23 protein-coding genes and 1 pseudogene are annotated in these 24,588 nt (G+C 58.7%); 6 read left to right on the top strand and 18 right to left on the bottom strand.

Features of this window, described 5'->3' with window-relative positions; all coding sequences use genetic code 11:
* Positions 1–32 precede the first annotated feature (32 nt).
* A complete protein-coding gene (gene hflX / locus A3EC_RS0103855) occupies positions 33–1,511 on the bottom strand; it encodes a GTPase HflX (RefSeq protein ID WP_018023854.1) in 1,479 nt (492 codons plus the stop codon).
* A 144-nt stretch (positions 1,512–1,655) separates the two neighbouring features.
* On the opposite strand from hflX, the gene A3EC_RS0103850 reads away from it, so the two are divergent.
* A complete protein-coding gene (locus A3EC_RS0103850) occupies positions 1,656–2,417 on the top strand; it encodes a hypothetical protein (RefSeq protein ID WP_026162177.1) in 762 nt (253 codons plus the stop codon).
* 13 nt (positions 2,418–2,430) lie between these two features.
* The gene (locus A3EC_RS0103845; protein ID WP_018023852.1) at positions 2,431–2,952 is read left to right on the top strand and encodes a hypothetical protein; all 522 of its coding nucleotides are present in this window, start codon (positions 2,431–2,433) and stop codon (positions 2,950–2,952) included.
* Positions 2,953–2,966: 14 nt separating this feature from the next.
* On the opposite strand, the gene miaA is transcribed toward A3EC_RS0103845, so the two are convergent.
* Positions 2,967–3,926, bottom strand: coding sequence for a tRNA (adenosine(37)-N6)-dimethylallyltransferase MiaA (gene miaA, locus A3EC_RS0103840; protein WP_245532927.1), 960 nt, complete (start codon positions 3,924–3,926; stop codon positions 2,967–2,969).
* Positions 3,923–4,549 carry a hypothetical protein gene (locus A3EC_RS12375; protein WP_018023850.1) on the bottom strand — a complete coding sequence of 209 codons (627 nt, stop codon included), beginning with the start codon at positions 4,547–4,549 and terminating at the stop codon, positions 3,923–3,925. The genes miaA and A3EC_RS12375 overlap by 4 nt, the downstream gene beginning before the upstream one ends.
* Before the next feature lie 161 nt (positions 4,550–4,710).
* On the opposite strand from A3EC_RS12375, the gene A3EC_RS0103830 reads away from it, so the two are divergent.
* Positions 4,711–6,087, top strand: coding sequence for a DUF349 domain-containing protein (locus tag A3EC_RS0103830; RefSeq protein ID WP_018023849.1), 1,377 nt, complete (start codon positions 4,711–4,713; stop codon positions 6,085–6,087).
* 111 nt (positions 6,088–6,198) lie between these two features.
* On the opposite strand, the gene brnQ is transcribed toward A3EC_RS0103830, so the two are convergent.
* The 6 genes from brnQ to A3EC_RS0103800 all read right to left on the bottom strand — a co-directional run bounded on the left by brnQ (position 6,199) and on the right by A3EC_RS0103800 (position 12,128).
* Positions 6,199–7,635 (bottom strand): branched-chain amino acid transport system II carrier protein, encoded by a 1,437-nt coding sequence (brnQ, locus tag A3EC_RS0103825; protein ID WP_018023848.1) that lies wholly within the window; start codon positions 7,633–7,635, stop codon positions 6,199–6,201.
* Between the two features lie 145 nt (positions 7,636–7,780).
* Positions 7,781–8,413 (bottom strand): Rv2732c family membrane protein, encoded by a 633-nt coding sequence (locus tag A3EC_RS11275; protein WP_018023847.1) that lies wholly within the window; start codon positions 8,411–8,413, stop codon positions 7,781–7,783.
* Complete coding sequence (gene miaB, locus A3EC_RS0103815) at positions 8,406–9,947, bottom strand: tRNA (N6-isopentenyl adenosine(37)-C2)-methylthiotransferase MiaB (protein ID WP_156812813.1); 1,542 nt, start codon at positions 9,945–9,947, stop codon at positions 8,406–8,408. Before miaB ends, A3EC_RS11275 begins: the two co-directional genes overlap by 8 nt.
* Positions 9,948–9,970: 23 nt before the next feature.
* Positions 9,971–10,585 (bottom strand): regulatory protein RecX, encoded by a 615-nt coding sequence (locus A3EC_RS0103810; protein ID WP_018023845.1) that lies wholly within the window; start codon positions 10,583–10,585, stop codon positions 9,971–9,973.
* A 3-nt stretch (positions 10,586–10,588) separates the two neighbouring features.
* Positions 10,589–11,695, bottom strand: a complete 1,107-nt coding sequence (gene recA, locus A3EC_RS0103805) for a recombinase RecA (RefSeq protein WP_018023844.1) — start codon at positions 11,693–11,695, stop codon at positions 10,589–10,591.
* Positions 11,696–11,921: 226 nt separating this feature from the next.
* Positions 11,922–12,128: a DUF3046 domain-containing protein gene (locus A3EC_RS0103800; RefSeq protein WP_018023843.1), complete on the bottom strand. Its 207-nt coding sequence runs from the start codon at positions 12,126–12,128 to the stop codon at positions 11,922–11,924.
* 70 nt (positions 12,129–12,198) lie between these two features.
* Here A3EC_RS0103800 and A3EC_RS0103795 point away from each other — a divergent pair, with 70 nt between their 5' ends.
* Genes A3EC_RS0103795 through A3EC_RS0103785 form a run of 3 tightly spaced genes read left to right on the top strand, consistent with a single transcriptional unit; the run spans position 12,199 to position 14,072 of the window.
* Entirely contained in the window at positions 12,199–12,765 is a 567-nt protein-coding gene (locus tag A3EC_RS0103795) for a biotin transporter BioY (protein ID WP_018023842.1), read from the top strand.
* Between the two features lie 6 nt (positions 12,766–12,771).
* Positions 12,772–13,467, top strand: a complete 696-nt coding sequence (locus tag A3EC_RS0103790) for an energy-coupling factor ABC transporter ATP-binding protein (protein WP_018023841.1) — start codon at positions 12,772–12,774, stop codon at positions 13,465–13,467.
* A complete protein-coding gene (locus A3EC_RS0103785; RefSeq protein ID WP_018023840.1) occupies positions 13,464–14,072 on the top strand; it encodes an energy-coupling factor transporter transmembrane component T family protein in 609 nt (202 codons plus the stop codon). Before A3EC_RS0103790 ends, A3EC_RS0103785 begins: the two co-directional genes overlap by 4 nt.
* A 125-nt stretch (positions 14,073–14,197) precedes the next feature.
* Here A3EC_RS0103785 and A3EC_RS0103780 read toward each other — a convergent pair.
* The 9 genes and pseudogenes from A3EC_RS0103780 to dapA form a co-directional block, all read right to left on the bottom strand.
* Positions 14,198–14,941, bottom strand: a pseudogene (locus A3EC_RS0103780) (PspA/IM30 family protein); the annotation flags it as partial.
* A gap of 68 nt (positions 14,942–15,009) precedes the next feature.
* On the bottom strand, positions 15,010–15,363 hold the full coding sequence (locus A3EC_RS0103775) for a helix-turn-helix domain-containing protein (RefSeq protein WP_026162174.1): 354 nt from the start codon (positions 15,361–15,363) through the stop codon (positions 15,010–15,012).
* Complete coding sequence (locus A3EC_RS0103770; RefSeq protein ID WP_018023837.1) at positions 15,353–15,889, bottom strand: CinA family protein; 537 nt, start codon at positions 15,887–15,889, stop codon at positions 15,353–15,355. Before A3EC_RS0103770 ends, A3EC_RS0103775 begins: the two co-directional genes overlap by 11 nt.
* Complete coding sequence (gene pgsA / locus A3EC_RS0103765; protein WP_018023836.1) at positions 15,886–16,446, bottom strand: CDP-diacylglycerol--glycerol-3-phosphate 3-phosphatidyltransferase; 561 nt, start codon at positions 16,444–16,446, stop codon at positions 15,886–15,888. Before pgsA ends, A3EC_RS0103770 begins: the two co-directional genes overlap by 4 nt.
* 9 nt (positions 16,447–16,455) lie before the next feature.
* Positions 16,456–17,511: a TerC family protein gene (locus A3EC_RS11270; RefSeq protein WP_018023835.1), complete on the bottom strand. Its 1,056-nt coding sequence runs from the start codon at positions 17,509–17,511 to the stop codon at positions 16,456–16,458.
* Positions 17,512–17,719: 208 nt separating this feature from the next.
* Entirely contained in the window at positions 17,720–20,722 is a 3,003-nt protein-coding gene (locus A3EC_RS11265; RefSeq protein WP_018023834.1) for an FtsK/SpoIIIE family DNA translocase, read from the bottom strand.
* A 137-nt stretch (positions 20,723–20,859) separates the two neighbouring features.
* Positions 20,860–21,471, bottom strand: a complete 612-nt coding sequence (locus A3EC_RS0103750; RefSeq protein ID WP_018023833.1) for a TIGR03085 family metal-binding protein — start codon at positions 21,469–21,471, stop codon at positions 20,860–20,862.
* Between the two features lie 73 nt (positions 21,472–21,544).
* Positions 21,545–23,656 (bottom strand): ribonuclease J, encoded by a 2,112-nt coding sequence (locus tag A3EC_RS0103745; RefSeq protein WP_018023832.1) that lies wholly within the window; start codon positions 23,654–23,656, stop codon positions 21,545–21,547.
* Positions 23,657–24,562, bottom strand: a complete 906-nt coding sequence (gene dapA / locus A3EC_RS0103740) for a 4-hydroxy-tetrahydrodipicolinate synthase (protein ID WP_018023831.1) — start codon at positions 24,560–24,562, stop codon at positions 23,657–23,659.
* Between the last annotated feature and the right edge of the window lie 26 nt (positions 24,563–24,588).

The raw sequence follows: 24,588 nt of genomic DNA, 5'->3' as shown, positions 1-24,588 counted from the left end.
TCTACCGCCCGGGTTGGCCCCCGCCAGAACCGCTAGTTCGCCGGGACCACGAACTCCTGCAGTTCCTGCGCCAATTCCCGCGGAATCCGCACGTCAATGACGGTGCCGTTTTCGGTGTAGCTTTCATCCACGATTGTGCCAAACTCATGCACCCGGGCAACGATGTCGCCGCGGGTAAACGGAATCTCCAGCACCACATGCGCATCCAAGGAGTTCAGGAACAGTTCGATGCGGTCCTGCAGCTCACCGACACCTTCGCCGGTGCGGGCGGATACGAACACCACGTCATCTAGCAGGGCACGCAACTCTGCCAGCACCAATGGGTCCGCCTGGTCAATCTTGTTGACAACGAGCAGCTCCGCCGGGGCTTCGGCATTTTGTTCCCGAACAATGTCCGCGATGACTTCATTGACCGCCTTAATCTGCCCCAGTGGGAATGGGTCCGAGCCATCAACCACATGCAGCACGAGGTCGGCTTCCAGCACTTCTTCCAAGGTGGACCGGAAAGCTTCCACCAGCTGGGTTGGCAGGTGCCGGACAAAACCGACGGTGTCGGTGAACACAACAGTGCGGCCATCACGTAGCTCCGCGCGACGAGTGGTCGGGTCCAAGGTGGCGAACAAGGCGTCCTCCACCAGCACACCGGCACCAGTAATCGCATTGAGCAGGGACGATTTTCCAGCGTTGGTGTACCCAGCAATCGCAATCCGCGGCACTAAGCCCTGCTTACGACGGGAGCGTTTGACTTCGCGGGCCGTTTTCATCGACGCCAGTTCCTTGCGGATCCGCGCCATGTCTTGGCGCAGTCGCTGCCGGTCAGTTTCAATCTTGGTCTCACCTGGGCCACGCAGCCCCACACCACCATTAGAGCCGGCACGGCCACCAGCCTGGCGGGACATCGAATGGCCCCAACCACGCAGACGAGTAATCAGGTACTCCATCTGCGCCAGCGAAACCTGCGCCTTACCTTCCTTCGACTTCGCATGCTGCGCAAAGATATCCAGAATCAGCATCGTTCGGTCAATGACCTTGACGTTAAGCGCATTTTCTAGCGCCACAAGCTGGCCTGGGGAAAGTTCACCGTCCGCAATCACCGTGTCCGCGCCGGTAGCGGCAACGATATCGGCAAGTTCGCTCACTTTACCGGAGCCAATGTATGTGCCTGGGTCGGGTTTATCGCGGCGCTGCAGCACCGCTTCGAGCACGGTGGAGCCGGCGGTTTCGGCGAGCGCTGCTAGTTCATCCAATGCAGCTTCGGCTTCGGCGAGGGTGCCTTCGGTCCACATGCCCACCAGTACTACCTGTTCAAGGCGGAGCTTTCGGTACTCAACTTCAGTGATGTCCGATTGCTCAGTGCTGTGGACAGCGGCACGGTTCATCCGCCGGAGCGAGGAGCGCTCTTCAAGGTCCATCTGGCCGGTGGACGGTTGCGGTTGTGTACTCAGTTCAACATCGTCTGGTTCACTACCGTGTCGGATTCCATGGTCAGAGTTTTCTACAGGATCAGTCATTACTAACCCATTGTGCCACGACCTGCGGAAATTCTGGCAATCCTCGGGGAATTCTGCCGCCAGGCAGGACTGCAAAAGTGCAATTGATAACAATGTTGTGATGAATTTAGTTGGCCTCGCCTAAGCGGACTACACTTTTAATCCATGAACGTGACGACTGCAGACATGGCCAGCCTCGGGCTGAACTACTCCCGCTGGCAAGACGCTGCCCAGGCGGCAATCGCGACCAATGACTTGTTTGTCGACGGTGAACTACGCGGCGGCCAATTGGTTCGCTGGCAAGATCCAGCCTCCGGCGCCCGAATCCACATGTTGGGTGTTGAGCCATTCGCAACGTGGGTTGGTTTTGAAGGCACCCGCGAAGCAACTGCACACATCGACATGCTCGATGACGTGCTCGCCCTCATCGACGTGGTGGAGGCCGACGGGATGAAGGTCGGAACTGTTACCGCAAATTTGGCGCAGGGACCGCTGCTGGTTGAGGACGGCATGCAAGAGTTCCAGCAGGTGGCAATCACTGCACTTGCTATTGACGCAAAGCTCTACGATTCTGAGACGACCTATCGTGCCGAGCACGACGCTGCGCCCCGCATCCTGATCTCCGAAGGTGCCCTCGTTGTGGTGAACCCGTCGGGTTCGGCAAAGCCTGATTCCGCGGCGCGAATTGCGGGCACGGTCACTGGCGTCGAAAAGCGTACTAATGGCCTTACTGGGCAGGCGTTCTGGCATGTCATTGTGGACTCCCCAATCCCAGTCGATCTGTGCCTGCCAATCGACTTCCCAGAACCTGCGGTCGGCAATGTGATTTCCGGCCGTTTCAGCCTTACTGCAACTGTGCTAGAACCTGTTGGTGCCAGCTGCGGAACGGGCGGCTGTGGCAGTTGCGGAGGCGGCTGCGGCCATTAGAGTTGGAAGCAACATGAAACAGAGTCCACTTTTTCTCTTCTTCAGCTTCGCACTTGTCATAGTGCTGGTTTTGCTGTTGATGCGAACCCCACTGCTGCTCGTGGGGTTCCTTGCCGCGTCCATTGGCGTGGTTCTGGTTGGACGTTTCCTGCAGCCTTCCAACAGTGCTTTGGTCGATTCGCTCCGCTTGTCCCTGGAAGACCTCACCGACATCCTCGACCAGTGGACCGCCTTCCTGCACAGCAACGACCCTGAACAACTCGCGGACCGCACCTTCCGCCGCCCAGAGTTGCGCAATATGGACACCACCGTCGGCGTCATCGCGGAATTCCATGATTCTGCCGCCGCATCACGCCGCTGGGCTCGCACGGTTCACACCCGCCTAGATAGCAGCTACCGCTTGTCGGAGAGCGAACTAGAGCGGTTGCTCAACTCCACTGACCGCCACACCAGCGAACTCCGAGACTTGTGGCGCCGCGCCCGCGTAGCGGCTCTCGCTTACGGGCAGGGCCCGTCGTCGGACGAACTGTCCTAGATAGGCGAACAGTCCTAGTTAGACACCGCCGTTAGCGCCTGCCGAGCCTGCGCAAAAGTGTCCCCCGCTGCGTCCAACCACAATGTGCGTGGGTCGCGTTTGAACCACGCCCGCTGGCGACGAACATACCGACGGGTGCCTGTCACTGTCCGTTCCTGCGCTTCGGCTAGGTCATACTCCCCATCGAACATCGCCAACACCTGCGCGTAACCAATTGCGCGGCTAGCGGTCACCCCCTCACGCAGTCCGCACGGCAGCAAGTCTTCAACTTCCTTGACGAAACCAGCGTCAAACATCATTGCGGTGCGCTGCTCAATCCGAGGGTTAAGCCACTGCGTTTCCGTGCGCAGCCCCAAAATCACGGTGTTCCACCGCGGCGGCGCATCGATGGGCGGCGTGGACGCCTGGTAAGGCTTACCGGTCAGTTCAATGACCTCCAGCGCCCGGACAATGCGACGAGGATCTTGTTGCTCAATCGTGGCTGCGGCCTGCGGATCAATTTTCGCTAGTTCCGCGTGCAATGCCGAGACCCCAATTTCGTCCTGCCGGGCCATCCATTTTGCGCGCACGGCGGCGTCCGTGGGCGGAAACTCCCAATCGTCAACAAGCGACTGAACATAAAGCATCGACCCACCGACCAAAATCGGCACCCGGCCGCGCTGTCGAATACCTTCCACATCCGCGACCGCTGCCTGCTGGTATTTTGCAACCGACGCTGGCTCAGTCACTTCCAAAACATCAAGCTGATGATGCGGAATCCCGCGGCGTTCAGGCACCGACAACTTCGCGGTGCCAATATCCATACCGCGGTACAGCTGCATGGAATCGACGTTGACGACTTCCCCACCCAACAGTTCCGCCAGTTTCAGGCCAAGTTCGGATTTACCGGATGCGGTGGGTCCAACTACCGCAATTGGGCGCGGCAAACCATCAGCCCCAATGAACCCTGAGGCAGGTGCGTCCCGTTGGGTCACCACGACCACCGAGCCACAAAATATCCCACACCAAACTCCGTGTTATGCACCAATAGCTGCTTGTCCGCCGGTCGCTGCGCAGCCAAATCCATCCACAGCGGGCCGGTAAATAGGCCCACTGGTTCCCAGTTGTCTTGGCCAACTGACGCCAAATCTGCGGCGCCACGGTGGCTGGTACTGACATCACCCCCGGCAATCGCCTCGAGGTAGGACTCAATATCCACCGCGCGTTGCTGGAACGCCATTGGGGCACGCTCGGTCAGTGCGGCGGTCCCCTCCGCCACTACCAGCACCTTATTGGGGTACTCAGCCATATCTGGCAAGCCAGTCAGTACCAGCCCAACCGTTGTACCCGCCTCACGGGCTAAGTACCGGGCAACCAGCTCCGGCAACGTTTTGCCATAGCCGACGGTCAAATCAGCGCCCCAGGCTTTGAAGGAGCCTTCGTGTTCGGTATGCCAGCGTTCGTCGTCAGCAATGACCACGTCAACAGGTTCACCGGCAGCAAATTCTCGCACTGCGGCGACAACGTCGGCGTGCAGGCTAGCGGCGGCCGGATCGTCGCCGGCTAGGTCGCGGACCAGCAGCGGGGCTCCAGGGACAATGAGAAGTTTTGCATCCACATGTTCAACCGTAGCTAATGGTGGGTTTTGTAGGGGTAGTCATCCCACGAAAGGTTTCGGCATTTGTCATACTTAGCTATCTAAAGTTGTGCGTACAATTGCGTTCGCATTACATGTCTTGGCAGCCGTGTCGCGCGGCGGGAAACGAGGAACCGAAAACCATGTCAAACGAGAACCCAGCACCAAGCAAGGCCACCGAAAATGGCGCAAAGCCAGGTCCTAAGCCGGGTCCCAAGCCCGGTCCGCGCCCGGGCCCACGTCCTGGTTCCCGCGCCGCTGCTACCCCAGTTGTGCCAGTAGTCGTTGCCCCAGCGGAGGCTTTCGACCCGAATGAGTTCGGTCGGATTGATGACGATGGCGCTGTGTGGCTGAAAACTGCGGATGGCGAACGTCAGATTGGTTCTTGGCAAGCGGGCACAAAAGAAGAGGGCCTTAAGCACTTTGCCGGCCGCTACCAGGACATCGTGGTGGAGATCGAGCTGCTGGAAGCGCGTATCGTCTCCCACCCGGATGAGGCACCGAAGCTGAAGAAGGCGGCCGAGGAAATTGCCGCTACCCTGCCGGAGGCCACTGTTATTGGCGACATCGCGGCGCTCCAGCAACGTCTGATCACCGTCATGTCCGATGCGGACGCTGCTGGTGAGCAGGCCAAGCATGTCAAGGAAGAGCGGCGCACTGCGGCGATTGCTCGTAAGGAAGAGCTCGCTGCTGAAGCAGAGGCGATTGGTGCGGACTCCACGGAGTGGAAGGCCGCCGGAGACCGGCTGCGCGCCATTTTGGATGAGTGGAAGACGATTCGCGGTGTGGACCGCAAAACCGATGACGTGCTGTGGAAGCGTTACTCGCGCGCTCGGGATGCATTCAACCGCCGTCGTGGTTCCCACTTCGCAGAGCTCGACCGCAACCGAGCGAAGGCTCGCGATGTGAAGGAAGAGCTTGTCGAGCGTGCTGAGGCGATGCAAGATTCCACCGAGTGGAATGACACGGCGCGCGCGTTTTCGGCGCTGATGCAGGAGTGGAAGGCCGCTGGCCGCGCTCCTCGCGAAATCGATGACAAGCTGTGGGCTCGGTTTAAGGCCGCGCAGGACCACTTCTTCGCTGCACGGAATGCTGTGTCGAAGCAGCGCGACGAGGAGTTCGAAGCGAACGCCGTGGCGAAGGATGAGCTGATTGCGCAGTACGACGAGCTCATTGATCCCGACAAGGACCTAGACAAGGCGAAGTCGGCGCTGCGCGAGCTGCAGGAAAAGTGGGAGGAAATTGGTTACGTCCCACGTGGCCGTGTCCGTGAGTACGAAGAAAAGATTCGTGGTCTAGAAGGTCGCGTCCAGTCTGCCGAAGATAAGGAATGGCGCCGCAACGACCCTGAGGCGCAGTCCCGTGCCAATCAGTTCATTGTCAAGGCTGAGGAGTTTGAGGCGCAGGCCGCGAAGTTCGATAAGGCGGGCAAGTCCAAGAAGGCTGATGAAGCCCGTGCTTCTGCTGCGCAGTGGCGTGAGTGGGCTGAGGCTGCGCTGTCCGCAGTCGAGGACCGCTAGCTGCCACTAGCCTGCACAGCTAACACTAAAACCGGCTGCTTCCCGTCATTGTTACGGGAGGTAGCCGGTTTCGCTTTGGGCTTATTGACGTCCGCCGGGCGGCAATGCGACTTACGCCTTCAGATCTGCAGAAGCTGGCGCAGTGTCAGATTCGCTGTCCAATTCGTCAGCAAGCTCTTGGGCGATGAGTTCGTGGCCGGACACTGGCTTTTCTTCGCCGCGGGCCACGTCGATGACCAAGCCAATAATGGCGGCGACAAGCGTTGGCATGGCCCAACCCAAGTCGATGGCGTCGCCCGGTGCCCAACCAATCAGTGCGTCGAAGAGGGCTTCGCCGATGCCGGAAGCACGCAGGCTCATCATCAGTGCCCATGCGGTGGCGACATACAGACCGAAGTAGTAGCTAAACCGCATCCGCGGCTTGACCAGTGGTTCCAGCAGGCGCAGCGCCACCAGGGTCATAGCCGGTGGGTACAGGAAACCAATGATTGGAACGGCGATGGCGAGCACAACTTCCAGACCGGCAGTCGCAATGGTGATGGAAGTCAGGGTGAAAATGATCGCCCAGGCACGGTATGGGATGCCCGGCAGCAATTCGTGGAAGAACTCCGAGCAGGCGCCCATGAGGCCCGCTGCGGTACCGATGCAGGCCAGCAACACGATCAGTCCGAAAATGGTGCGACCGACTTCGCCCATGGTCAACGAGGCAGCATCTGACAACAGTGCTGCGCCTTCGCCGTAGGACGTTGGGTTTGGAATGACCTGACCCACTAGGCCAAGCCCCACATAGACCGCGCCAAGCAGCACACCGGCGATAATGCCGACATAGGTGGCCGAACGCACCATCGTGGCACCTTCAGGAACACCCTTGTAGCGCAGCGCCGAGATAACAATGATGCCGAAAGCCAACGCGGCCAAGGAGTCCATCGTCAGGTAGCCGTTGACGAAGCCAGTGGCAAGTGGATTCTCAGTGAAGTCACCGGATGGTTCGAGACCATTGTCCTTCAATTTCGCCACGGCAAGGATCACCAGAGCGGTGATGAGGATCAGCAAAGCTGGCGTGACAATACGGCCCAGCGAGTCCATCAAGTTATTTGGCTTGTACACCAGTGCAAAGGCCACACCGAAGAAAATGATGTTAAAGATTGCCGATGCGGTGGTGGAGTTCCAGCCCGTCAGTGGGACTACTGCGGTGGAAAAGCTCACTGCCCCGGTTCGGGGCATGGCGTAGAGCGCGCCGATGGACAGGTATACCAGCACGGGGAAGGCGTATCCGAAGATGACGCCGCCGCGGCGGGCAAGGTCGTGGATATTGTCACCGGAGATGGCGATGGCAATCATCGACACGACTGGCAGGCCGACGCCGGTCAGCAGGAAGCCGATCATTGCCGGAGTGAAGTTGCTGCCGGCTTCGACGCCCAGCATAGGTGGGAAGATTAGGTTGCCTGCTCCGAAGAACATGGAGAAGAGCATCAGACCAGCAATAAGGATATGCGTGATGGTCCGTTTGTTTCCGCTTTGGTTGGAAGCGGTCGCAGGCTTAGTCATCGTGAGGGTTCCGCCTTTCAACAGCCTGAGGTGTGGTCAGTGGTGTTGATGCTTTGGTGGCATCAATGCCCGCAGAATGTGAAAGCGCCGAGTTTCCCATGGTGGGGAAATCCGTCATTTCTGGGCCTGCGTGGTGGCTGGCGTTCTATTCTGGAGAGGGTTGCGACTTATTCTGTCGGCCGCGGTGGCGTTTACGACGTTCATCCACCTCAGTCGCCGCAGCGTCTGGGGTTTCCGAAGCTGCGGTGCGATGCGCTATGAGGTTGTTTTCCAACTCAGTTTCAACGCGACGCGCCTTGGTGGTGCGCGCCTGTGCCGCTGCAATCTGAGCTGGGGTTCGCCTAAAAACGATAGTTACCAAACTAGAAAGAACCAAAATGGCCGCCAGCATACCGAGGTAGTAGCCAACTCGCGTCACTGTGTCATTTCCTGCCCCCATGCCGGTCTGTTCCATCCACACCGAGAAGATGGAGAATCCGAACGTGAAAAAGGAACCTGCCGCCGCGATGTAGGCAACGAGGGCCTTTCGGGTCAGCAGCACCAGAGCGCTGCCCAGCACAGTAAACAGTGTCAGGCAGGTGGTGAAAACCTTCTCTGGCAAAGACAAGTCCAACAGTCCCGGACTGTTGGGGCCGAAGCCTCCTAAGCCAAGGGCGACGATACCTAGCGCCATGCCGATCAGGAGTGGGGCTTTAGCTCCGCCAAGTACTACTTGGGTCACGCCACCCTTGTCAGTTTTTTGCTGGTCATGTTGCATGTCTTGCTCTGAACTAGTCACAGCCGCATCCTATCGATTCTTCCTTTTGTTTGGCTGGGCGGCCGATTTTTGGCAATCCGAGACCAACTCCCACGGGTGCGGTGGTTGGGGTTTTGCCTGCTGCGCTCATGTCACCGGCTTTGGTTCGACGGTGGCTCAGCACTCCAGCGTCGGCTAGGAGGAAAAAGGGCGCCGAGCCAGTGACTTCCACGGTGACGTAGTCTCCGGCTCGGAGCTCGCCATCAATTCGGCCTTCTGGACGGAAGTGCACCAGACGACCGTCCCGGGCACGACCCGACATGCGGGCAGTTTCGGCGTTCTTCCGGCCTTCACCTTCGGCAATGAGGACTTCAACGACTCGGCCAATCAGCTTCGCGTTTTCTTCCTCACAAATCCGTTCCTGCAGGTTGAGTAGTCGCTGGTAGCGCTCAGCAACGACATGCTTCGGGACTTGGTTCGGCATCGTGGCAGCTGGAGTGCCGGGGCGCTTGGAGTATTGGAAGGTGTAAGCAGAGGTAAAACGTGCCTTCTCAACCACGTCTAGGGTTGCTTGGAAGTCTTCTTCCGTTTCACCTGGGAAGCCGACGATGATATCGGTGGTGATGGATGCGTCTGGCATGCGTTCGCGGACCTTGTCCAAAATGCCGAGGAACTTCGCGCTGCGGTAGCTGCGGCGCATGTCTTTGAGCACTTTGTCGGAGCCTGATTGCAGCGGCATGTGCAGCTGGTGGCACACATTTGGGGTCTCGGCCATCGCATCGATCACATCGTCGGTGAATTCTGCTGGGTGCGGGCTGGTGAACCGAACCCGTTCCAAGCCTTCAATATCACCGCAAGCGCGGAGCAGTTTAGAAAATGCACTCCGGTCACGCTCAAGTTCTGGGTCCGCAAAGTGCACACCATAGGCGTTGACGTTTTGTCCCAACAGTGTCACTTCCGATACGCCTTGGTCTACGAGTGCTTTGACTTCCGCGAGGATCTCGCCGGGGCGACGGTCGAGTTCTTTGCCGCGCAGCGACGGCACAATGCAGAAGGTGCAGGTGTTGTTGCAGCCGACCGAGACACTCACCCAGCCTGCGTAGGCAGATTCGCGTTTAGCTGGCAGCACGGATGGGAAAGCTTCTAGTGCGTCGACAATTTCCACTTCGGCTGCTTTATTGTGTCGAGAACGCTCCAGCAGTGCTGGCAGGGATCCCATGTTGTGGGTGCCGAACACCACGTCAACCCATGGGGCTTGTTTGACGACAGCGTCGCCGTCTTTTTGAGCCATGCAACCGCCCACGGCAATTTGCATGCCTGGGTGGCCGTCTTTGACTGGGCGGAGTGCACCGAGGGTGCCGTAGAGCCGCTTGTCAGCGTTTTCACGGACTGCGCAGGTATTGAAGACGATGACGTCTGCTTCGGTTCCGTCTGCTGCGCGCACATATCCGCTATCTTCCAATAGGCCGGATAGCCGCTCGGAGTCGTGGACGTTCATTTGGCAGCCAAAGGTCCGCACTTCGTAGGTGCGGGGCACGGCAGGGGCGGGAGAAGCTGGGGTATTCACGTGTTGAATCCTATCGCTTCCCCACCGGCGGGCTAAATCCCTGCGCTATCGGCACGTAGCTGCGCAATTCGTTCATCTAAAGCTTGCCGTGCCACCGGCATGCTCATGCCGCCGGGGAATCCGCGCCGGGCCAACATACCGAGCAGTCGGCGCAGCTCTTTGTCGTATTCATGCCGGTCTGCTGGCGGTACTTTCAGCGCGCGTGCCTTCTTTTCGACGATGTCGCGGGCGCGGCTTTCTTCATCATCAGCCGTGATCTGTGCCAGCGCTTCTTCCCTATGCCGCGTCGCGACGCCTTTGCGTACCAGTTCTTGGTTCAGCGCGGCTCGGGATTTTCCGCGGCGCTGGTGGCGTTGCCGTACCCATTCCCGAGCAAAGTAGGCGTCGTCGAGCAGGTTGGCTCGTTCTAGGTCTGCAACTACTTCGTCAATCAGTTCTTCGGGTGTGTCGGGTAGTGCGCGGCGCAGCCGGTCGGTGAGTTCGCTGGTGGAGCGGGCTCGCTGGTCGAGCAGCCGCAGCGCACGGGCTTTAATCGGCGCTTTGGCTTCTTCTTTTGCACGACCGAGCGGGTCGCTGCTGTCGCCAGCAGCGATGCTTTCGATGGCCGCCCGGAGTCGGTCGATTCGGTCCGAGTTCGGTACGGCCATGGACTACTCGTCCTCGTCGGCGAAGTCGATATCCGGCACTACATCCGCTGGATCGTCAGCTGCAGCTTCGGCATTCTTCTTCGCGTATGGGCCAACCCCGAGTTTTTCCTTCAGCAGCTCTTCTAGCTTTGCTGCGAGGTCTGGGTTTTCCTTCAGGAAGTTTCGGGCTTTTTCCTTACCCTGTCCGAGCTGCTCACCTTCATAGGTGAACCAGGAGCCAGACTTGCGGATCAAGCCGTTATCGACACCCATATCGATGATGGAGCCTTCTCGGGAAATGCCTTCGCCGTACACGATGTCGAATTCGGCAATCTTAAACGGTGGCGACACCTTGTTCTTCACGACTTTGAGCTTGGTGCGGTTACCCACGGCGTCGGCACCGTCTTTCAGGGTCTGAATGCGGCGCACGTCGCAACGAACGGAAGAGTAGAACTTCAGGGCTTTACCACCGGTGGTGGTCTCTGGGGACCCGAACATCACACCGATTTTTTCACGCAGCTGGTTAATGAAGATAGCGGTGGTGCCAGTCTGGTGCAGCGCACCGGTCATTTTACGCAGCGCTTGGCTCATCAGACGGGCCTGCAGACCCACATGGGAGTCCCCCATTTCGCCTTCAATCTCAGCTTTCGGCGTCAGTGCAGCGACGGAGTCAATGACAATAATGTCGATGGCGCCAGAGCGCACCAGCATGTCGGCGATTTCTAGGGCTTGTTCACCAGTATCTGGCTGTGCAACCAGCAGATTGTCAGTGTCTACCCCGAGTGCACGCGCATATTCCGGATCGAGCGCATGTTCCGCGTCGATAAAGGCGGCAATGCCGCCGGTGCGCTGCGCTGACGCAATCGCGTGCAATGCAACGGTGGTTTTACCGGAGGATTCCGGGCCGTAAATCTCAACAATACGGCCGCGCGGGAATCCGCCAATACCAAGAGCTACGTCAATGGCAATGTTGCCGGAGGAGATAGCACTAATTGGTGGGCGGTCATCATCGCCCAGGCGCATAATGGCACCCTTGCCGAAGTCCTTTTCAATCTTGGTTAATGCAAAGTCAAGTGCTTTTAGCCGCTCATTGTTGTTCGCTGCTGTTGCGGCTTTCTTTTTCGTTGCCACTTGAACTCCATTCATGTCTTGGTCGGGACGTGCGTTGTCAGAACTATCGGTGATGTCAGGTTCGTTGTGTGTGTTAGTTAAAGTCTCCACGCAGCTTTGGACGTTGCCGCCTGCTGGTGGGTTCCCTCACGCCGAAAATCAACCTGGGGACATCATGCCTTATCGTTCGGATTACTCTTTGCAGGATAGTCGAACCACTGTTCGATTCCCAATCCGACACGCCGTCTTATTCATCTACGCCCAAGCGTCGTTCTTCCGGCACATCAAAGTCCATACAGAGCAGCTCCCATACTCTTCGCAAGTCCGCACCAGCTTCAATCGCTTCGCTGGGGCTCTGCCCAAGGTCTACCAGCACGTGAGTATCCAGCAGGTAGGCGCCTTTCGTGTCGCCGAATTCGTCGCGAACTAGTTTGTGGAACTTCGTCAGGGTCATTGCCATAGCGCCTAGCGTAATGCACCGACCTGAATGAACACCGTTCAAGACTGTGCGATAGTTTGGTGCCATGAAACAAAACACGGTCACCGGCATCGCGCTGGTCGCAGCCTTCGCCGCACTCATCATTGCCCTCGGCGCAGTCTCCATCCCAGTGGGTGCCGCCGGCGTCCCCATCGTCCTGCAAAATATGGGCATCCTCCTTGCCGCGTTCATCCTCGGCTGGAAGCGCGGCGCCCTCGCCATCGTCACGGTCCTCGTCCTCGGCCTCGTCGGAATTCCTGTTCTCGCGGGCTGGCGTACCACCCTATCGGCACTGCCTGGCCCAACCACCGGCTACCTCGTCGGCTACATCCTCGCCGCCGTTGTCGCCGGTCTCATCTCCGCTACCGCCATCGGCCGGAGCAAGCCCATCCAGATCACTGTATTCATCGCCGCTGGTCTGCTTGCCGCCATCGTTCAGTACTTCTGCGGCGCAGTATGGCTCACATTCCGATTCGACATGGGCTTCTGGCAGGCCTTCTGGTTCACCAACCTGCCTTTCGCCCTCGGCGACACGCTGAAAGCAGTTGCTGCAGCTCTGACTGCCGTCGCAGTCCTTGCCGCCGTCCCCGACCTACGCACCCCAAAGAACTAGCCCGTCATGCCCAGCATCGTCTTCGACCACGTCAGCAAGTCTTTTCAGGGTGCCCCAGTCCTTCGCGACATCTGTTGCACACTCACGGAGCGTCGCATTGGCATCATCGGCCCGAATGGCGGCGGCAAGTCGACATTTATGCGCCTTATCAATGGCCTGACTGACCCGACCTCTGGTTCTGTTTCCGTCGACGACCTATCCGTCGCAAAGCATGGCAAACAGGTCCGTAAAAAGGTGGGGTTCATCTTTTCTGATGCGGACAACCAAATTGTGATGCCGACTGTCGCCGAAGACATTGACTTCTCCCTGCGCCAGACCAAACTGCCAAAAGACGTCCGAAAGCAGAAGGTGCAGGAGGTCTTGAACCGGTTCGGGTTGGAGAATCAGGCGGACCAGTCGCCGCACACGCTTTCCGGTGGGCAAAAGCAGTTGTTGGCGCTGGCCGCGGTGTTGGTGCTGGAGCCAGATATCATCGTCGCCGATGAACCCACTACCCTGCTTGACCTGCGCAATCGCCGAATGATTGCGCACACATTGCAGCAGTTGGACCAGCAACTTGTCGTCGTCACCCATGACTTGGACTTGCTTGACGGCTTCGACCGCGTGCTCTGCATCGACGACGGCCACATTGTGGCAGACGGCACCCCGGCCGACGTCGTCGCCGACTACACCGCCCGAATGCTGCAGGAACCGCTGGCATGAACCTCACCCTTGGCCTCTACGTTCCCGGTACGTCCATCATTCACCGCACCCGGCCTGGCTGGAAAATGATTGCGGTTGTGCTGTTCATTATCGCCATCACCGTGCTTATTGACGGATTGGGGCCGGCGCTCGGAGTGCTGGCCTTTTCGGGCCTAGGGTACGGTGTTGCGCGGATTCCTTGGCGGGTGGCGTTAGGGCAGCTCCTGCCTGCCTTACCTTTCCTCATGTTCATTGCCATCATTCAGGCTTTTTATGGCAAGTGGGAGCAGGGGCTGATTACGACTATTACCGTGCTGGCGTCAGTGGTCGCGGCGACGCTGTTGACGCTGACTACGAAAGTCAGCGACATGATGGACGCACTCGAAGCAGTCCTCGCCCCTACCCGGAAGATTGGCGTGCCGGTGGACACGATTGTGCTGACTTTGTCGCTGACGCTGCGGATGATTCCGTTGCAGCTCCAGACTGTGCTTGATGTCCGCGATGCCCGGAAGGCCCGCGGCTTGGGGATGTCTGTGCTGGCTTTCGGAGTGCCAGTTATCGTTCGGACAATTAATCGGGCCCGAAATATGGCTGATGGCCTAGCCGCCCGTGGTGTGGGTGACTAGGCCATCGGTGTGGCTGCGCTGGCAGCCATGCATTTTTGTGCTTACTGGCCGCGCAGTTCGCGCAGCTTAGCGGCAACTTCTGGGTTGGTCTGCGCGCCGGTGCCTGGGTTCAGCTGGCCCTGGTGCGAAGTTCCCGATTCAATTGCTTTGTCCTGGTTCATCTGAGCGCGAATCTGCTCCAGGCGAGAGTGACCAGCCAGCTGCACACCAGCGAACTCGACCTCAGCCATACGACCCTGAACGGAGTTCTGTGCTAGTTCTGCCTGGCCCAAGGCGTTCGCGTAGCGACGCTCAATCTTGTCCCGAACCTGATCCAGGTTAGGAGTGGAGCCGGAGGACAGCTCGTTCATCGACTTCAGCGACTCGGAGACCTTCTCCTGCATCTTCGCCTGCTCCAACTGCGACAGCAGCTTGGTCTGCTCGGCAACCTTCTGCTGCAGTGCCACCGAGTTGCGCTCGACGGCCTTGCGGGCCTGTGCGGCCTGCTGCAGCGACTGGTCGTGCATTGCCTTCAAGTCTTCAACAGACTGTTCCGCAGTCACCAGCTGTGCAGCAAAGGCTTCCGCAGCGTTTTCGTATTCGACAGCCTTCGCTTCGTCGCCTTCGGCACGAGCCTTGTCAGCCAATTCCAGTGCCTGACGGGTGTTGCTCTGCGTCTTTTCAATATCCGCCAGCTGACGGGTCAAGCGCATCTCCAGCTGGTGCTGGTTACCGATGACAGCTGCGGCCTGCTGAGAGAGCTCCTGGTGCTGGCGCTGGGCATCCTCGATAGCTTGCTTAATCTGTACCTTCGGGTCGGCGTTCTCCTCGATCTTCGAGTCGAACAGCGCCATCAGGTACTTCCAAGCTTTAACAAACGGGTTCGCCATGGTTATTCCAGAGCCTTCCTTCAGCATCTATTGTGTAAAAGAATTTATTGCGCGTTACTGAGCTTAACTTACCCGCGGGTTGAACATGCTGCAGCAAGCTCATCCGCAGCAGCAGACAACGCCATGCTACTGGCAGCGTCAAGCACAACATCGGAGACCGTGACATCCAACGCCGAGCAAATCGAAGCGAGCAATTCCGAGGACACTTCCTTGCGTCCCCGCTCCAACTCCGACAGATAACCCGGGCTGATAGCCGCGAGCTCAGAAATATCGCGAAGCGAGGAACCCGACGCAGCACGACGGGACCGCAGGGCCTCCCCCAAGGCTTCGCGCAGCAGTGGCTCAGGCTCCCGAGCCAACAGCGCCGGCGAATCCGGAATACGCGGTTGCGGTGCAGTTAAAACCATTGATTTATTTCCCATTACTCTGTCCAACGTCCGAGGAACCACTTTTGTTCCCGAGCCGGGCTACTAGCGAGGATACCGCCGCGGCAACCGCTTGTTTACGGATTTGCGCACGCGAACCAGCGAACTGATGCCGTTCAGCCACGGGTTCTTGGCCAGGTAACGCGAAGCCCAGCCAGACTTCGCCCACAGGGTGGCCATCCTGTTCCGTTGGTCCAGCAACTCCGGTCAGTCCCACACCAATGTCCGCGCTGCAGCGCTGCTGCGCCCCGAGTGCCAAATACATTGCTGTGGACTCCGCCACAGGACCATCGGTCGCCAACACATCCTCCGGAACGTCAACAAGCTCCGCTTTTAAATCTGTGGCGTAGGCGACAAACCCACCGCGTAGCGTCCCGGACGTGCCGGGGACATCTGCGAGCGTGGCCATAAACTTGCCGGCCGTGAGGGATTCAGCAGCCGCAATAGTGAGCCCGCGCTCCAAAAGGATGCGCACAAGGCGGGAAACAACGGAGGCATCTGGAACAGCGAAAGAACTACTCATGCCAACTTTCGGGCATCCAGCAGGTACTGAATACCGGTAACGACCGTAATAATCAGCGCGGCAATCATCACTACCCAGGCGACAGTGGTGACCCAACCGGCAATCGGCAGAATGAACAAGAACACCGCCAACGTCTGCGTCGTGGTTTTCAGCTTGCCGCCCTTAGACGCAGGCACAACCTTGCCGCGGCGCAGCATAAACATGCGCCAGATGGTGATACCTAGCTCGCGGATCACAATGATGACCGTCACCCACCATGGCAGCACCTGGATAATGTTCAGCCCAACCAATGCGCCGATCATCAATGCTTTGTCCGCAATCGGGTCCGCGATTTTGCCGAAGTTGGTAATCAGGTTGTACTTGCGGGCAAGGTCGCCGTCTAACTTGTCGGTGGCCATAAGCAGCGTGAACACGCCCAATGCCCACCAGCGGAATGTCGTGTCTTCCCCACCGTGGCTCAGTAGCAGCCACAAGAACACCGGAACACCCAGGATCCGGAAAACGGTCAGGGCATTCGGCACGTTCCAAGCAGAGACGGTGGATTCAGATTTGGTCACGTAGCCAGTCTAACCCGCGTTGTTTTCCTTGCCGTCAGCGCCGTCGTGAACATTCAGCGCATCCGACCATGGCACTGGCACCGCGCCTTGGCTCTTATCCCGCATATTCTTCAGCCAGGAAGCAACCACGGTCACCGCGAGCGTCACCACGATGAAGGCCAGGGACACCCACGTGGAAATCTCCGGCACCGCCACATTCTCGCCGCCATTAATGAACGGCAGGTTGTTCTCATGCAGCGCGTGCAGAATCAGCTTGGCACCAATGAACGCCAAGATGGCGCCCAAGCCCCACGCCAGGTAAATCAGGCGGTCCAACAGACCATCCAGCAGGAAGTACATTTGGCGCAGCCCCATCAGCGCCAAGGCGTTTGCAGTGAACACAATGTATGGCTCGCTCGTCAGGCCATAAATAGCCGGGATGGAGTCAAAGGCAAACATCAAGTCAACGAAGCCAATGGACACCAGTGCGACCGCCAACGGTGTGAAGTAACGCTTGCCGTTGATGCGGGTGAGCAGCCGGTCCTTGTCGTAATTGTCCGAAATTGGGACGGCTTTGCGCAGTACCTTGATGACCGCCATGTCCTTCGGGTCTGGATCTGGCTCATCCTTGACTTCGTCGATGATGGTTTTCACTGCGGTGTACAGCAGGAAAATACCGAACAGGTAGAAGACATCAGACCAAGCAGTAATCACCGCGGCGCCAGCGACAATGAATACGGTGCGGAACACCAGCGCCATCGCAATGCCCAGCAGCAGCACCTTCTGCTGGTACTTCCGTGGGATTTTGAAGGTGCCAATGATCAGCGCGAAGACAAAGAGGTTGTCGACGGAGAGCGCCTTTTCGGTGACATAGCCGGAGAAGAATTCAATGCCACGGTCATGTCCCCAGTAGAAGTACAGGAACGTACCGAAGATCCCGGCCATCACGACATAGAACAGCGTCCAGTAGCCCGCTTCTTTGAGTGACGGTTCGTGCGGTGTGCGCACATGGGAATAGAAGTCGAAAGTGATGAAACCGACCACCACAATCGCGGAAATAATCCAGATGGACAAGGGCACGTGCATGCAAAAACCTCCACAACAGTTCGTCATTGTGGAGGTCTCTCCCACTCCGCTTGCGCGGAGCTAACTGGGCCGGGGCCGCCGTGGGTTGTGGGAAACCCTGGCAGCAAACCGTGTTGACGGCCGCAGTTACGAGTGGGGATACTCCCCTCCGGAACAAGCCCCCACTATAGGCGATGTTCGCGGCGGGGCGCCAAATCACGCCTTTCAGCTAAAACATCCCTTGCGTCGGGTTGGCATCAACGACGTTGACATCTTCGTCGTCGGCCGCGTCTTCCTTCGGCGCGTCCTTCGGGTCGGCACCCTTAATCATCCACAAAATGGTGTCCAACTCCTCTGGCTTAATCAGCACTTCACGTGCCTTGGAGCCTTCGGATGGTCCGACCACACCGCGGGTTTCCATCAGGTCCATCAGGCGGCCTGCACGCGCGAAACCAATGCGCAGTTTGCGTTGCAGCATGGAGATGGAACCCGACTGGGCCTGCACCACGGCTTCAACGCCCAGCAGCAGGTCTTCCAAGTCATCACCGATATCTGGGTCGATATTCTTTTCAGCTTCGGCCTGCTTGTCTTCGGTGACGCCCTCGGTGTAGTCCGGTTCTGCCTGTTGCTTCGCCGCTTCCACCACTGCTTGGATCTCGTCGTCGGAGACGAAGGCACCCTGCATACGTACCGGTTTCGACGCACCTTGCGGGATGAACAGCCCGTCGCCCATACCGATGAGCTTCTCGGCACCAACCTGGTCCAAAATGACGCGTGAGTCGGTAGATGAGGATGTCGCAAACGCCAGTCGCGACGGCACATTCGACTTAATCAGACCGGTGACGACATCGACCGATGGGCGCTGCGTTGCCAGCACCAAGTGAATACCGGCGGCACGTGCCTTCTGGGTAATACGCACAATGGAATCTTCAATTTCCCGCGGCGCAGTCATCATCAGATCCGCTAGCTCGTCCACGATCGCAACGATCATTGGGTACGGCTTGTACACACGCTCTGAACCCAGCGGCGCGGTGATTTCACCGGATTTCACCTTGCGGTTGAAGTCCTTAATGTGGCGCACCCGAGACTGCTTCATGTCCAGGTAGCGCTGCTCCATCTCTTCCACCAACCACTGCAGTGCCGACGCTGCCTTCTTCGGCTGAGTGATAATCGGCGTGATCAGGTGCGGAATACCTTCATATGGTGTCAGTTCCACCATCTTCGGGTCCACCAGAATCAGACGCACTTCTTCTGGCGTTGCCCGCGTCAGCAGCGACACCAGCATGGAGTTAATGAACGCAGACTTACCGGAACCGGTCGAACCGGCAACCAGCAGGTGTGGCATCTTCTGCAACGAGTGCGAAATGAATTCGCCTTCAATGTTCTTGCCAAGCCCAATGAGCATCGGGTCGTAGTTCGCCACCGTCTCCGGCGCATTCAGCACATCCGCTAGACGCACCATTTCACGGTCGTCATTTGGCACTTCCACACCGACGGCAGATTTGCCTGGGATCGGCGTGAGCAGGCGCACGTTGTCGGTTGCTACGGCGTAGGCAATATTGTCCTGCAGCCCAGTGATCTTCGAAATCTTCACGGCTTGGCCGAGTTCGATTTCGTAGCGAGTCACTGTTGGTCCACGCGAAAAGCCGGTGACTGCTGCGTCCACGTTGAATTCTGCGAACACTTCAGTGAGCGCTTCGATGATGCGGTCATTGGCAGCGGTTCGGGTTTTTGGCGCGTCACCATCAATGAGCAGCGAGGTCGATGGCAGTTTGTAGTCGCCTTCTGGTTGGCGTGCTTCGCGTGCCGGTTCGTCCTTCTGCAGTTCCGACGCCGGGGTCGAGGCTGGGATCTTCGACGCGTCAATGCCTGAGCGCGCCGCAATCATCGCCATCCGTGCCTTCATTGCCTCGGAGACGGCTTCGTCGCCGTTGCCTACTTCCTCGGCTGCTGCCTCACCTGCACCCACCGCGTCTGCCGCGTCGTTGGTGACGACCGGTTGCGGTTGTGCTGCCCGTTGTGGGGCTTGTTGACGGGTTGGGGCTGCCGAAGTGACTACCGGAATCTCATCAGTCGCTGGATCATCATCCCAGTTTGCTGGTGCCGGCCGACGCATCGAGCGGGTCGGTGTTGGCGCTGCGGCAGCAACTGCTGATTCAGCAATGTCACCAAATTCGTCGTCGTCCTCAAATGGCAGTTCTGGTTCTCCAACTGGAGTGACTGGATAGTTATCCATCGGGCTGGCCTGGCGGCGCGCCCGCGATGGTCGAGTATCAGTTGGTAGGTCTGCTGGCAGATCAGCTGCTGCGTTTCGAGGCGCGCGGCGTGGGCTCCGGCGGGGCCGAGTTGCTGCGACTGGTGCTCGACCGAGGTCATGGAGATTGTTGTCAATCGGGTCGTCAGCCAGATCCTGTTCGTCAATAAGCTCCGAATTCGCGGTGGAACCGGAACGCAGCGACAAACCGTAACCAAGGAAACCACGGCAGGCATCAATGACTTGGCCAATGGTGGTGCCGGAGAAGAGCAGGCAGCCATAGAAGATCGCGATGAGCAACAATGGAACGGCTACCCACGCGGTAAAGCCGGTGGCCAGCGGGCCACCGATGAGCTGGCCGATGACGCCGCCAGCCTCTTGGCGGCCGGCCCAGTCGCGTGGTCGGCCGGCACCAATGTGGACCAGGGAGAGCATCGATACGACGATGATGCTGCCGCCAGTCCAGAGTCGAGGCTTGACTGCTCCGCCGAGGGTGGCGTAATTGACGCGGAGCATCAGGCCCAGCGCAACGCCGACCAACACTAATGGCAGCGCAAACGCGCCAACACCGATGACGGATCTGACTGCAGCTTCAATGCCAGCGCCGACGGGTCCGGCCAAGCCGAACCACACCGAGCAGGCCAAGACGATGGCAAGGCCGAGAATGGCTAGCGAAATACCGTCGCGGTCAGGGGCTGGCTCTCCTTCCCCACTGTCGCTGGTCTCTGCAGCGTCAAGGTATTCGGTGTCCGCTTCATTGTCGATGGGTTCGTCGAAGTCATCTTCGGCGGCAGGCCGGTTGGCGATTTTTCGGCCAGCAAGGCTGCGGGTGAGCCCGGAAACGCCTTTAGCGGCACCGCCCCATGCCGAGGCGAGGCCACGGCCGACAGCGTTAAAAGCACTTCCAGTGCGCTCGAATTCCTCGGTGGAGGTCGTAGGTCCCGATGGCCGGGTGCTGCGGTTGTTGCGATTAGACATGGCAGGACGGCCTGCGGCCCGAGTTTGGGGCCGCGTAGCTGACGAACGCGAGCGACTGGATGTTGACATAGTGCATACAATAGCCCCTTAAGTCACACCATTCACATAAGTAACTGCCTTCCCAGGTGATCGGCGTGTCACAACTCGGTGCGGTGTACTCCAGTCATGTCGCCGTCAACCTCAACCCGGGTCCCGTCCCGGCCGTACAGCCAAAGCACCAATTCACCCACATCACCACGAATAGTCACCGAATCACCCGAGTGGCTGTCGTGCGCAGTCAGTGCGGCCCCATCCGTGCGCATCATCACCACTGTTTTGGTGGACTTGCCCAACATCCGCGGAGCAGTCAGCTTCAGCAGCTGCCACAGTTCCTTATGTGCGCTTGGCGGTAACTCGCGCGGTTCCCAACCAGGTTCTGCACGGCGAACATCTTCAAGGTGGACAAAATACTCGGCCATATTGATGTAGCGGTCGGCCCAATTCATCGGGGACCATTTCGGTGCCCCACCGCGGAACTTGTCGACGAGCACTTCAAACGGTTGGCGCGCAAACTCCGCCTCAATCTCATCATTACGTTCTGCTTTGTTAAACAGTAGCTTGCCCAAGATAGCGTCTGGACGGTTTTCTCGGGCAACGAGGTGGGCGGCGAGGTCATGGGTGGTCCAGCCATCGCACAGTGTTGGTGCGTCTGGGCCCTTTTCTTCTAGAAGGTTGGCGAGTGCATTGCGTTCAGATCCAGAAAAGCTCATACCCTAAGGCTACTGCCGAGAGTATGAGCTTGGGATAACGATTGTGGCAAGCAACTAACGCCCGCCATTCCAGTTACTGGCTTGGTCGCACAGTTTCCAGTTCTTCGTCTTCCACTGGGTCGTCGTCAACCAGGATTGGCACGATAGTAGGAATCACCATCGGGCTACGCTTCCACTTGTCTTGGACAAAGCGGGAAACCTTGCGGCGGACTTCCTGAGCCATGCGGTACGGGTTGTTTTCACCCGAGCCGGCTTGGTCAAGCATGACGTTATCCACGACTTCTTCGATTTCCGGAACCATCCGCTTAGCGTCGTCCGAGAAACCGCGGGTCGTCACGCTTGGCTTATTGATTGGTCGGCCGGTGCGGTTGTCAATCACCACGGTGACGTTAACGAGGCCGCCCTCGCCCATTTCGCCACGCTCGGAGAGCACATCGGCGCCAATATCGCCCATGGTGGTGCCATCGACGTAGAGGTTACCGACTGGAATCTGACCAACGACGCGTGCCTGGCCATCGACCAAGTCCACCACGACACCATTTTGTGCCAGCACACAGTTGTCGGCAGCAACACCAGTGGAAATAGCCAGTTCCTTGTTGGCACGCAGGTGGCGCCATTCGCCGTGCATTGGCATCGCGTTGGACGGACGCACTGCGTTGTACAGGAAGAGCAGCTCGCCGGAGTAACCGTGACCAGAGGTGTGCACCTTGGCGTCGCGGCCAGTGATGACCGTAGCGCCGATCTGGGACAGCATGTTGATGACACCGAAGACTGCTTCTTCGTTGCCTGGCACCAGCGACGAAGACAGCACAATGATGTCGCCGGCGCGGACCGTGATCTGGCGGTGCTCCCGACGAGCCATGCGGGACAATGCCGCCATTGGTTCACCCTGGGTACCGGTGGTGACCAGCACAACCTTGTGTGGTGCCATCCGTGCAGCATCGTTCATTTCCACGATGGTGCCTTCTGGTGCTTCCAGCAGGCCCAGCTGCTGCGCAATCCGCATGTTGCGGATCATCGAGCGACCATTGAAGGCAACCTTGCGGTTCGACTTCACAGCTGCATCGATAACTGCCTGTACGCGGTACACGTTGGAGGCAAAGCAGGCCACGATAACTCGCTGACGAGCTTCCGAGATGATGCGGTGCAACGTTGGTGCGATGTCTGCTTCCGAACCAGACACACCAGGGGTGGTCGCGTTGGTGGAGTCGCACATGAACAGGTCGACACCCTCGTCGCCGAACCGGGACATCGCTGGCAGGTCAGTTGGGCGACCATCTGGCGGGGTCTGGTCCAGCTTGATGTCACCGGTCATTACAACCAGGCCGGCACCGGTCTTAATGGCCAGGCCGAGGCACTCTGGGATGGAGTGGTTGACATCGTAGAAACGCAGGTTGAACGGGCCAAAGTCCTTGGTGCTGTCGGAATTGACTTCCACCAGCTTTGGACGCTGACGGTGTTCCTGACACTTCGCAGCAATCAGCGCGCAGGTAAAGCGGGAACCGACAATTGGAATATCCCCGCGCTGCTTCAGCAGCCATGGGATGGCACCGATGTGGTCTTCGTGTCCGTGGGTAATGATTGCCGCTTCGACGCGGTCCCACTTGCCTTCCAAGTAGGAAAAGTCCGGCAGGATCAGGTCAACGCCTGGCTCATCGGAGCTTGGGAAGAGCACACCACAGTCAACGATCAGCAGTCGGTTGTGGTACTCGAAAACGGTCATGTTGCGGCCGATTTCCGAGATGCCGCCAAGGGCAACAATGCGCAGACCGTTGCGTGGTGCTGCAGGTGGTTCCGGAAGTGGCTGGGTCAGGTCAGCGCCTTGCATGGACTGCACGACGTTGCGGCGGCCTCGGCCACCGCGTCCGCCACGGCCACTGCGGGAACCACGGTTGGAGCCGCTATTGCTGTTGCCACCGTTGCCACCACGACCGCGACCGCGGCCGCCGCGGGAACCACGGCTACGGGACTGGGAACGGCCACCCTTGTTGTCGTCCGACTTCTTCTCCGATGGCTGGTCGGCGGACTGGCCGGACGCCTTGTCCGAAGACTTCTCGGAGGTAGTGGCGGTATTGTCGCCAGACTTATCAGCTGGTCCGCGATGTTCGGACTGGGTCACTTCAATTTCAGACTCCGCGCCTGCTTTGCGGACAACGCGGCGCGAACGGGAACGAGATTGAGTCATTTACAGGGCACCTGCCTGACGCATATCGTCGGCAAGCATCTGTAGCTGCTCTTCAGAAAGTGGAATCTGTGGCAAGCGAGGTTCTCCTGTCTCAACGCCCTGAAGGTTCAGGGCTGCCTTGGCGAACGCGACGCCGCCCGTACGGGCCATCGCGCGTTCAAGTGGTTTAAAGCTGGCGTTAATTTCCCGTGCACGGGCGAGGTCGCCTTCCTCGAAGCTCTTCCGCAGTTGCGCCATTTGGGCTGGCACTGCATGGCCAATCACCGAGATAAATCCAGTGGCCCCCACTGCCAAGAATGGCAAATTCAGTGGATCATCGCCGGAATACCAAGCCAAGTCGGTATTAGCAATCAGCTCGGCTGCGGCACCAAGGTTACCCTTTGCGTCCTTAACTGCGGTAATCCGCGGATGCTCGGCAAGTCGGTAAATAGTTTCCGTTTCAATCGGCACTACCGAACGCGACGGGATGTCATAGAGGCAGACCGGCAGGTCGGTGGCATCTGCCACAGCGGCAAAGTGCGCTACAAGGCCGTCCTGGCTCGGGCGAGAGTAGTACGGGGTTACGACCAGCAGCGAATCCGCACCGGCTTCAGCCGAAGCCTTGGCCAGTTCAATCGATTCTGCAGTGTCGTTGGTGCCGGCGCCGGCACACAGCTTGGCGCGGTCCCCCACGGAAGCTTTCACTGCCTTGAGCAGCTCAATTTTCTCCGCCAGCGTCGTGGTTGGGGATTCGCCGGTCGTACCAGCGAGGATGAGACCATCGACTCCGTTATCAACCAGGTGATTTGCTACGCGGACGCCGGCGTCGATGTCCAGCTTTCCGTCGGAATCAAATGGAGTCACCATGGCAACGGCAACTGCACCGAAATGTTCGGTGCCACGGTTGGAGATAATTCCTGTGGTCATGATGGTGAAGATACCTGTTCTTTAAG

Origin of the sequence: Corynebacterium ulceribovis DSM 45146 (genome assembly GCF_000372445.1) — a bacterium.
Lineage (GTDB): Bacteria > Actinomycetota > Actinomycetes > Mycobacteriales > Mycobacteriaceae > Corynebacterium > Corynebacterium ulceribovis.
This window is presented reverse-complemented; position numbering and strand designations above follow the sequence as displayed.

Excerpts from the sequence above, each read along its gene's own strand:
- A3EC_RS0103770 (WP_018023837.1), bottom strand. The coding sequence starts at position 15,889 with ATGAGTAGTTCTTTCGCTGTTCCAGATGCCTCCGTTGTTTCCCGCCTT.
- A3EC_RS0103850 (WP_026162177.1), top strand. The coding sequence starts at position 1,656 with ATGAACGTGACGACTGCAGACATGGCCAGCCTCGGGCTGAACTACTCC.
- A3EC_RS0103800 (WP_018023843.1), bottom strand. The coding sequence starts at position 12,128 with ATGACCCTGACGAAGTTCCACAAACTAGTTCGCGACGAATTCGGCGAC.
- A3EC_RS0103830 (WP_018023849.1), top strand. The coding sequence starts at position 4,711 with ATGTCAAACGAGAACCCAGCACCAAGCAAGGCCACCGAAAATGGCGCA.
- hflX (WP_018023854.1), bottom strand. The coding sequence starts at position 1,511 with ATGACTGATCCTGTAGAAAACTCTGACCATGGAATCCGACACGGTAGT.
- dapA (WP_018023831.1), bottom strand. The coding sequence starts at position 24,562 with ATGACCACAGGAATTATCTCCAACCGTGGCACCGAACATTTCGGTGCA.
- A3EC_RS11270 (WP_018023835.1), bottom strand. The coding sequence starts at position 17,511 with ATGCACGTGCCCTTGTCCATCTGGATTATTTCCGCGATTGTGGTGGTC.
- A3EC_RS0103790 (WP_018023841.1), top strand. The coding sequence starts at position 12,772 with ATGCCCAGCATCGTCTTCGACCACGTCAGCAAGTCTTTTCAGGGTGCC.
- brnQ (WP_018023848.1), bottom strand. The coding sequence starts at position 7,635 with ATGACTAAGCCTGCGACCGCTTCCAACCAAAGCGGAAACAAACGGACC.
- A3EC_RS0103795 (WP_018023842.1), top strand. The coding sequence starts at position 12,199 with ATGAAACAAAACACGGTCACCGGCATCGCGCTGGTCGCAGCCTTCGCC.
- A3EC_RS11265 (WP_018023834.1), bottom strand. The coding sequence starts at position 20,722 with ATGTCTAATCGCAACAACCGCAGCACCCGGCCATCGGGACCTACGACC.
- A3EC_RS0103750 (WP_018023833.1), bottom strand. The coding sequence starts at position 21,471 with ATGAGCTTTTCTGGATCTGAACGCAATGCACTCGCCAACCTTCTAGAA.
- A3EC_RS0103810 (WP_018023845.1), bottom strand. The coding sequence starts at position 10,585 with ATGGCCGTACCGAACTCGGACCGAATCGACCGACTCCGGGCGGCCATC.
- A3EC_RS0103745 (WP_018023832.1), bottom strand. The coding sequence starts at position 23,656 with ATGACTCAATCTCGTTCCCGTTCGCGCCGCGTTGTCCGCAAAGCAGGC.
- A3EC_RS0103785 (WP_018023840.1), top strand. The coding sequence starts at position 13,464 with ATGAACCTCACCCTTGGCCTCTACGTTCCCGGTACGTCCATCATTCAC.
- A3EC_RS0103775 (WP_026162174.1), bottom strand. The coding sequence starts at position 15,363 with ATGGGAAATAAATCAATGGTTTTAACTGCACCGCAACCGCGTATTCCG.
- A3EC_RS0103845 (WP_018023852.1), top strand. The coding sequence starts at position 2,431 with ATGAAACAGAGTCCACTTTTTCTCTTCTTCAGCTTCGCACTTGTCATA.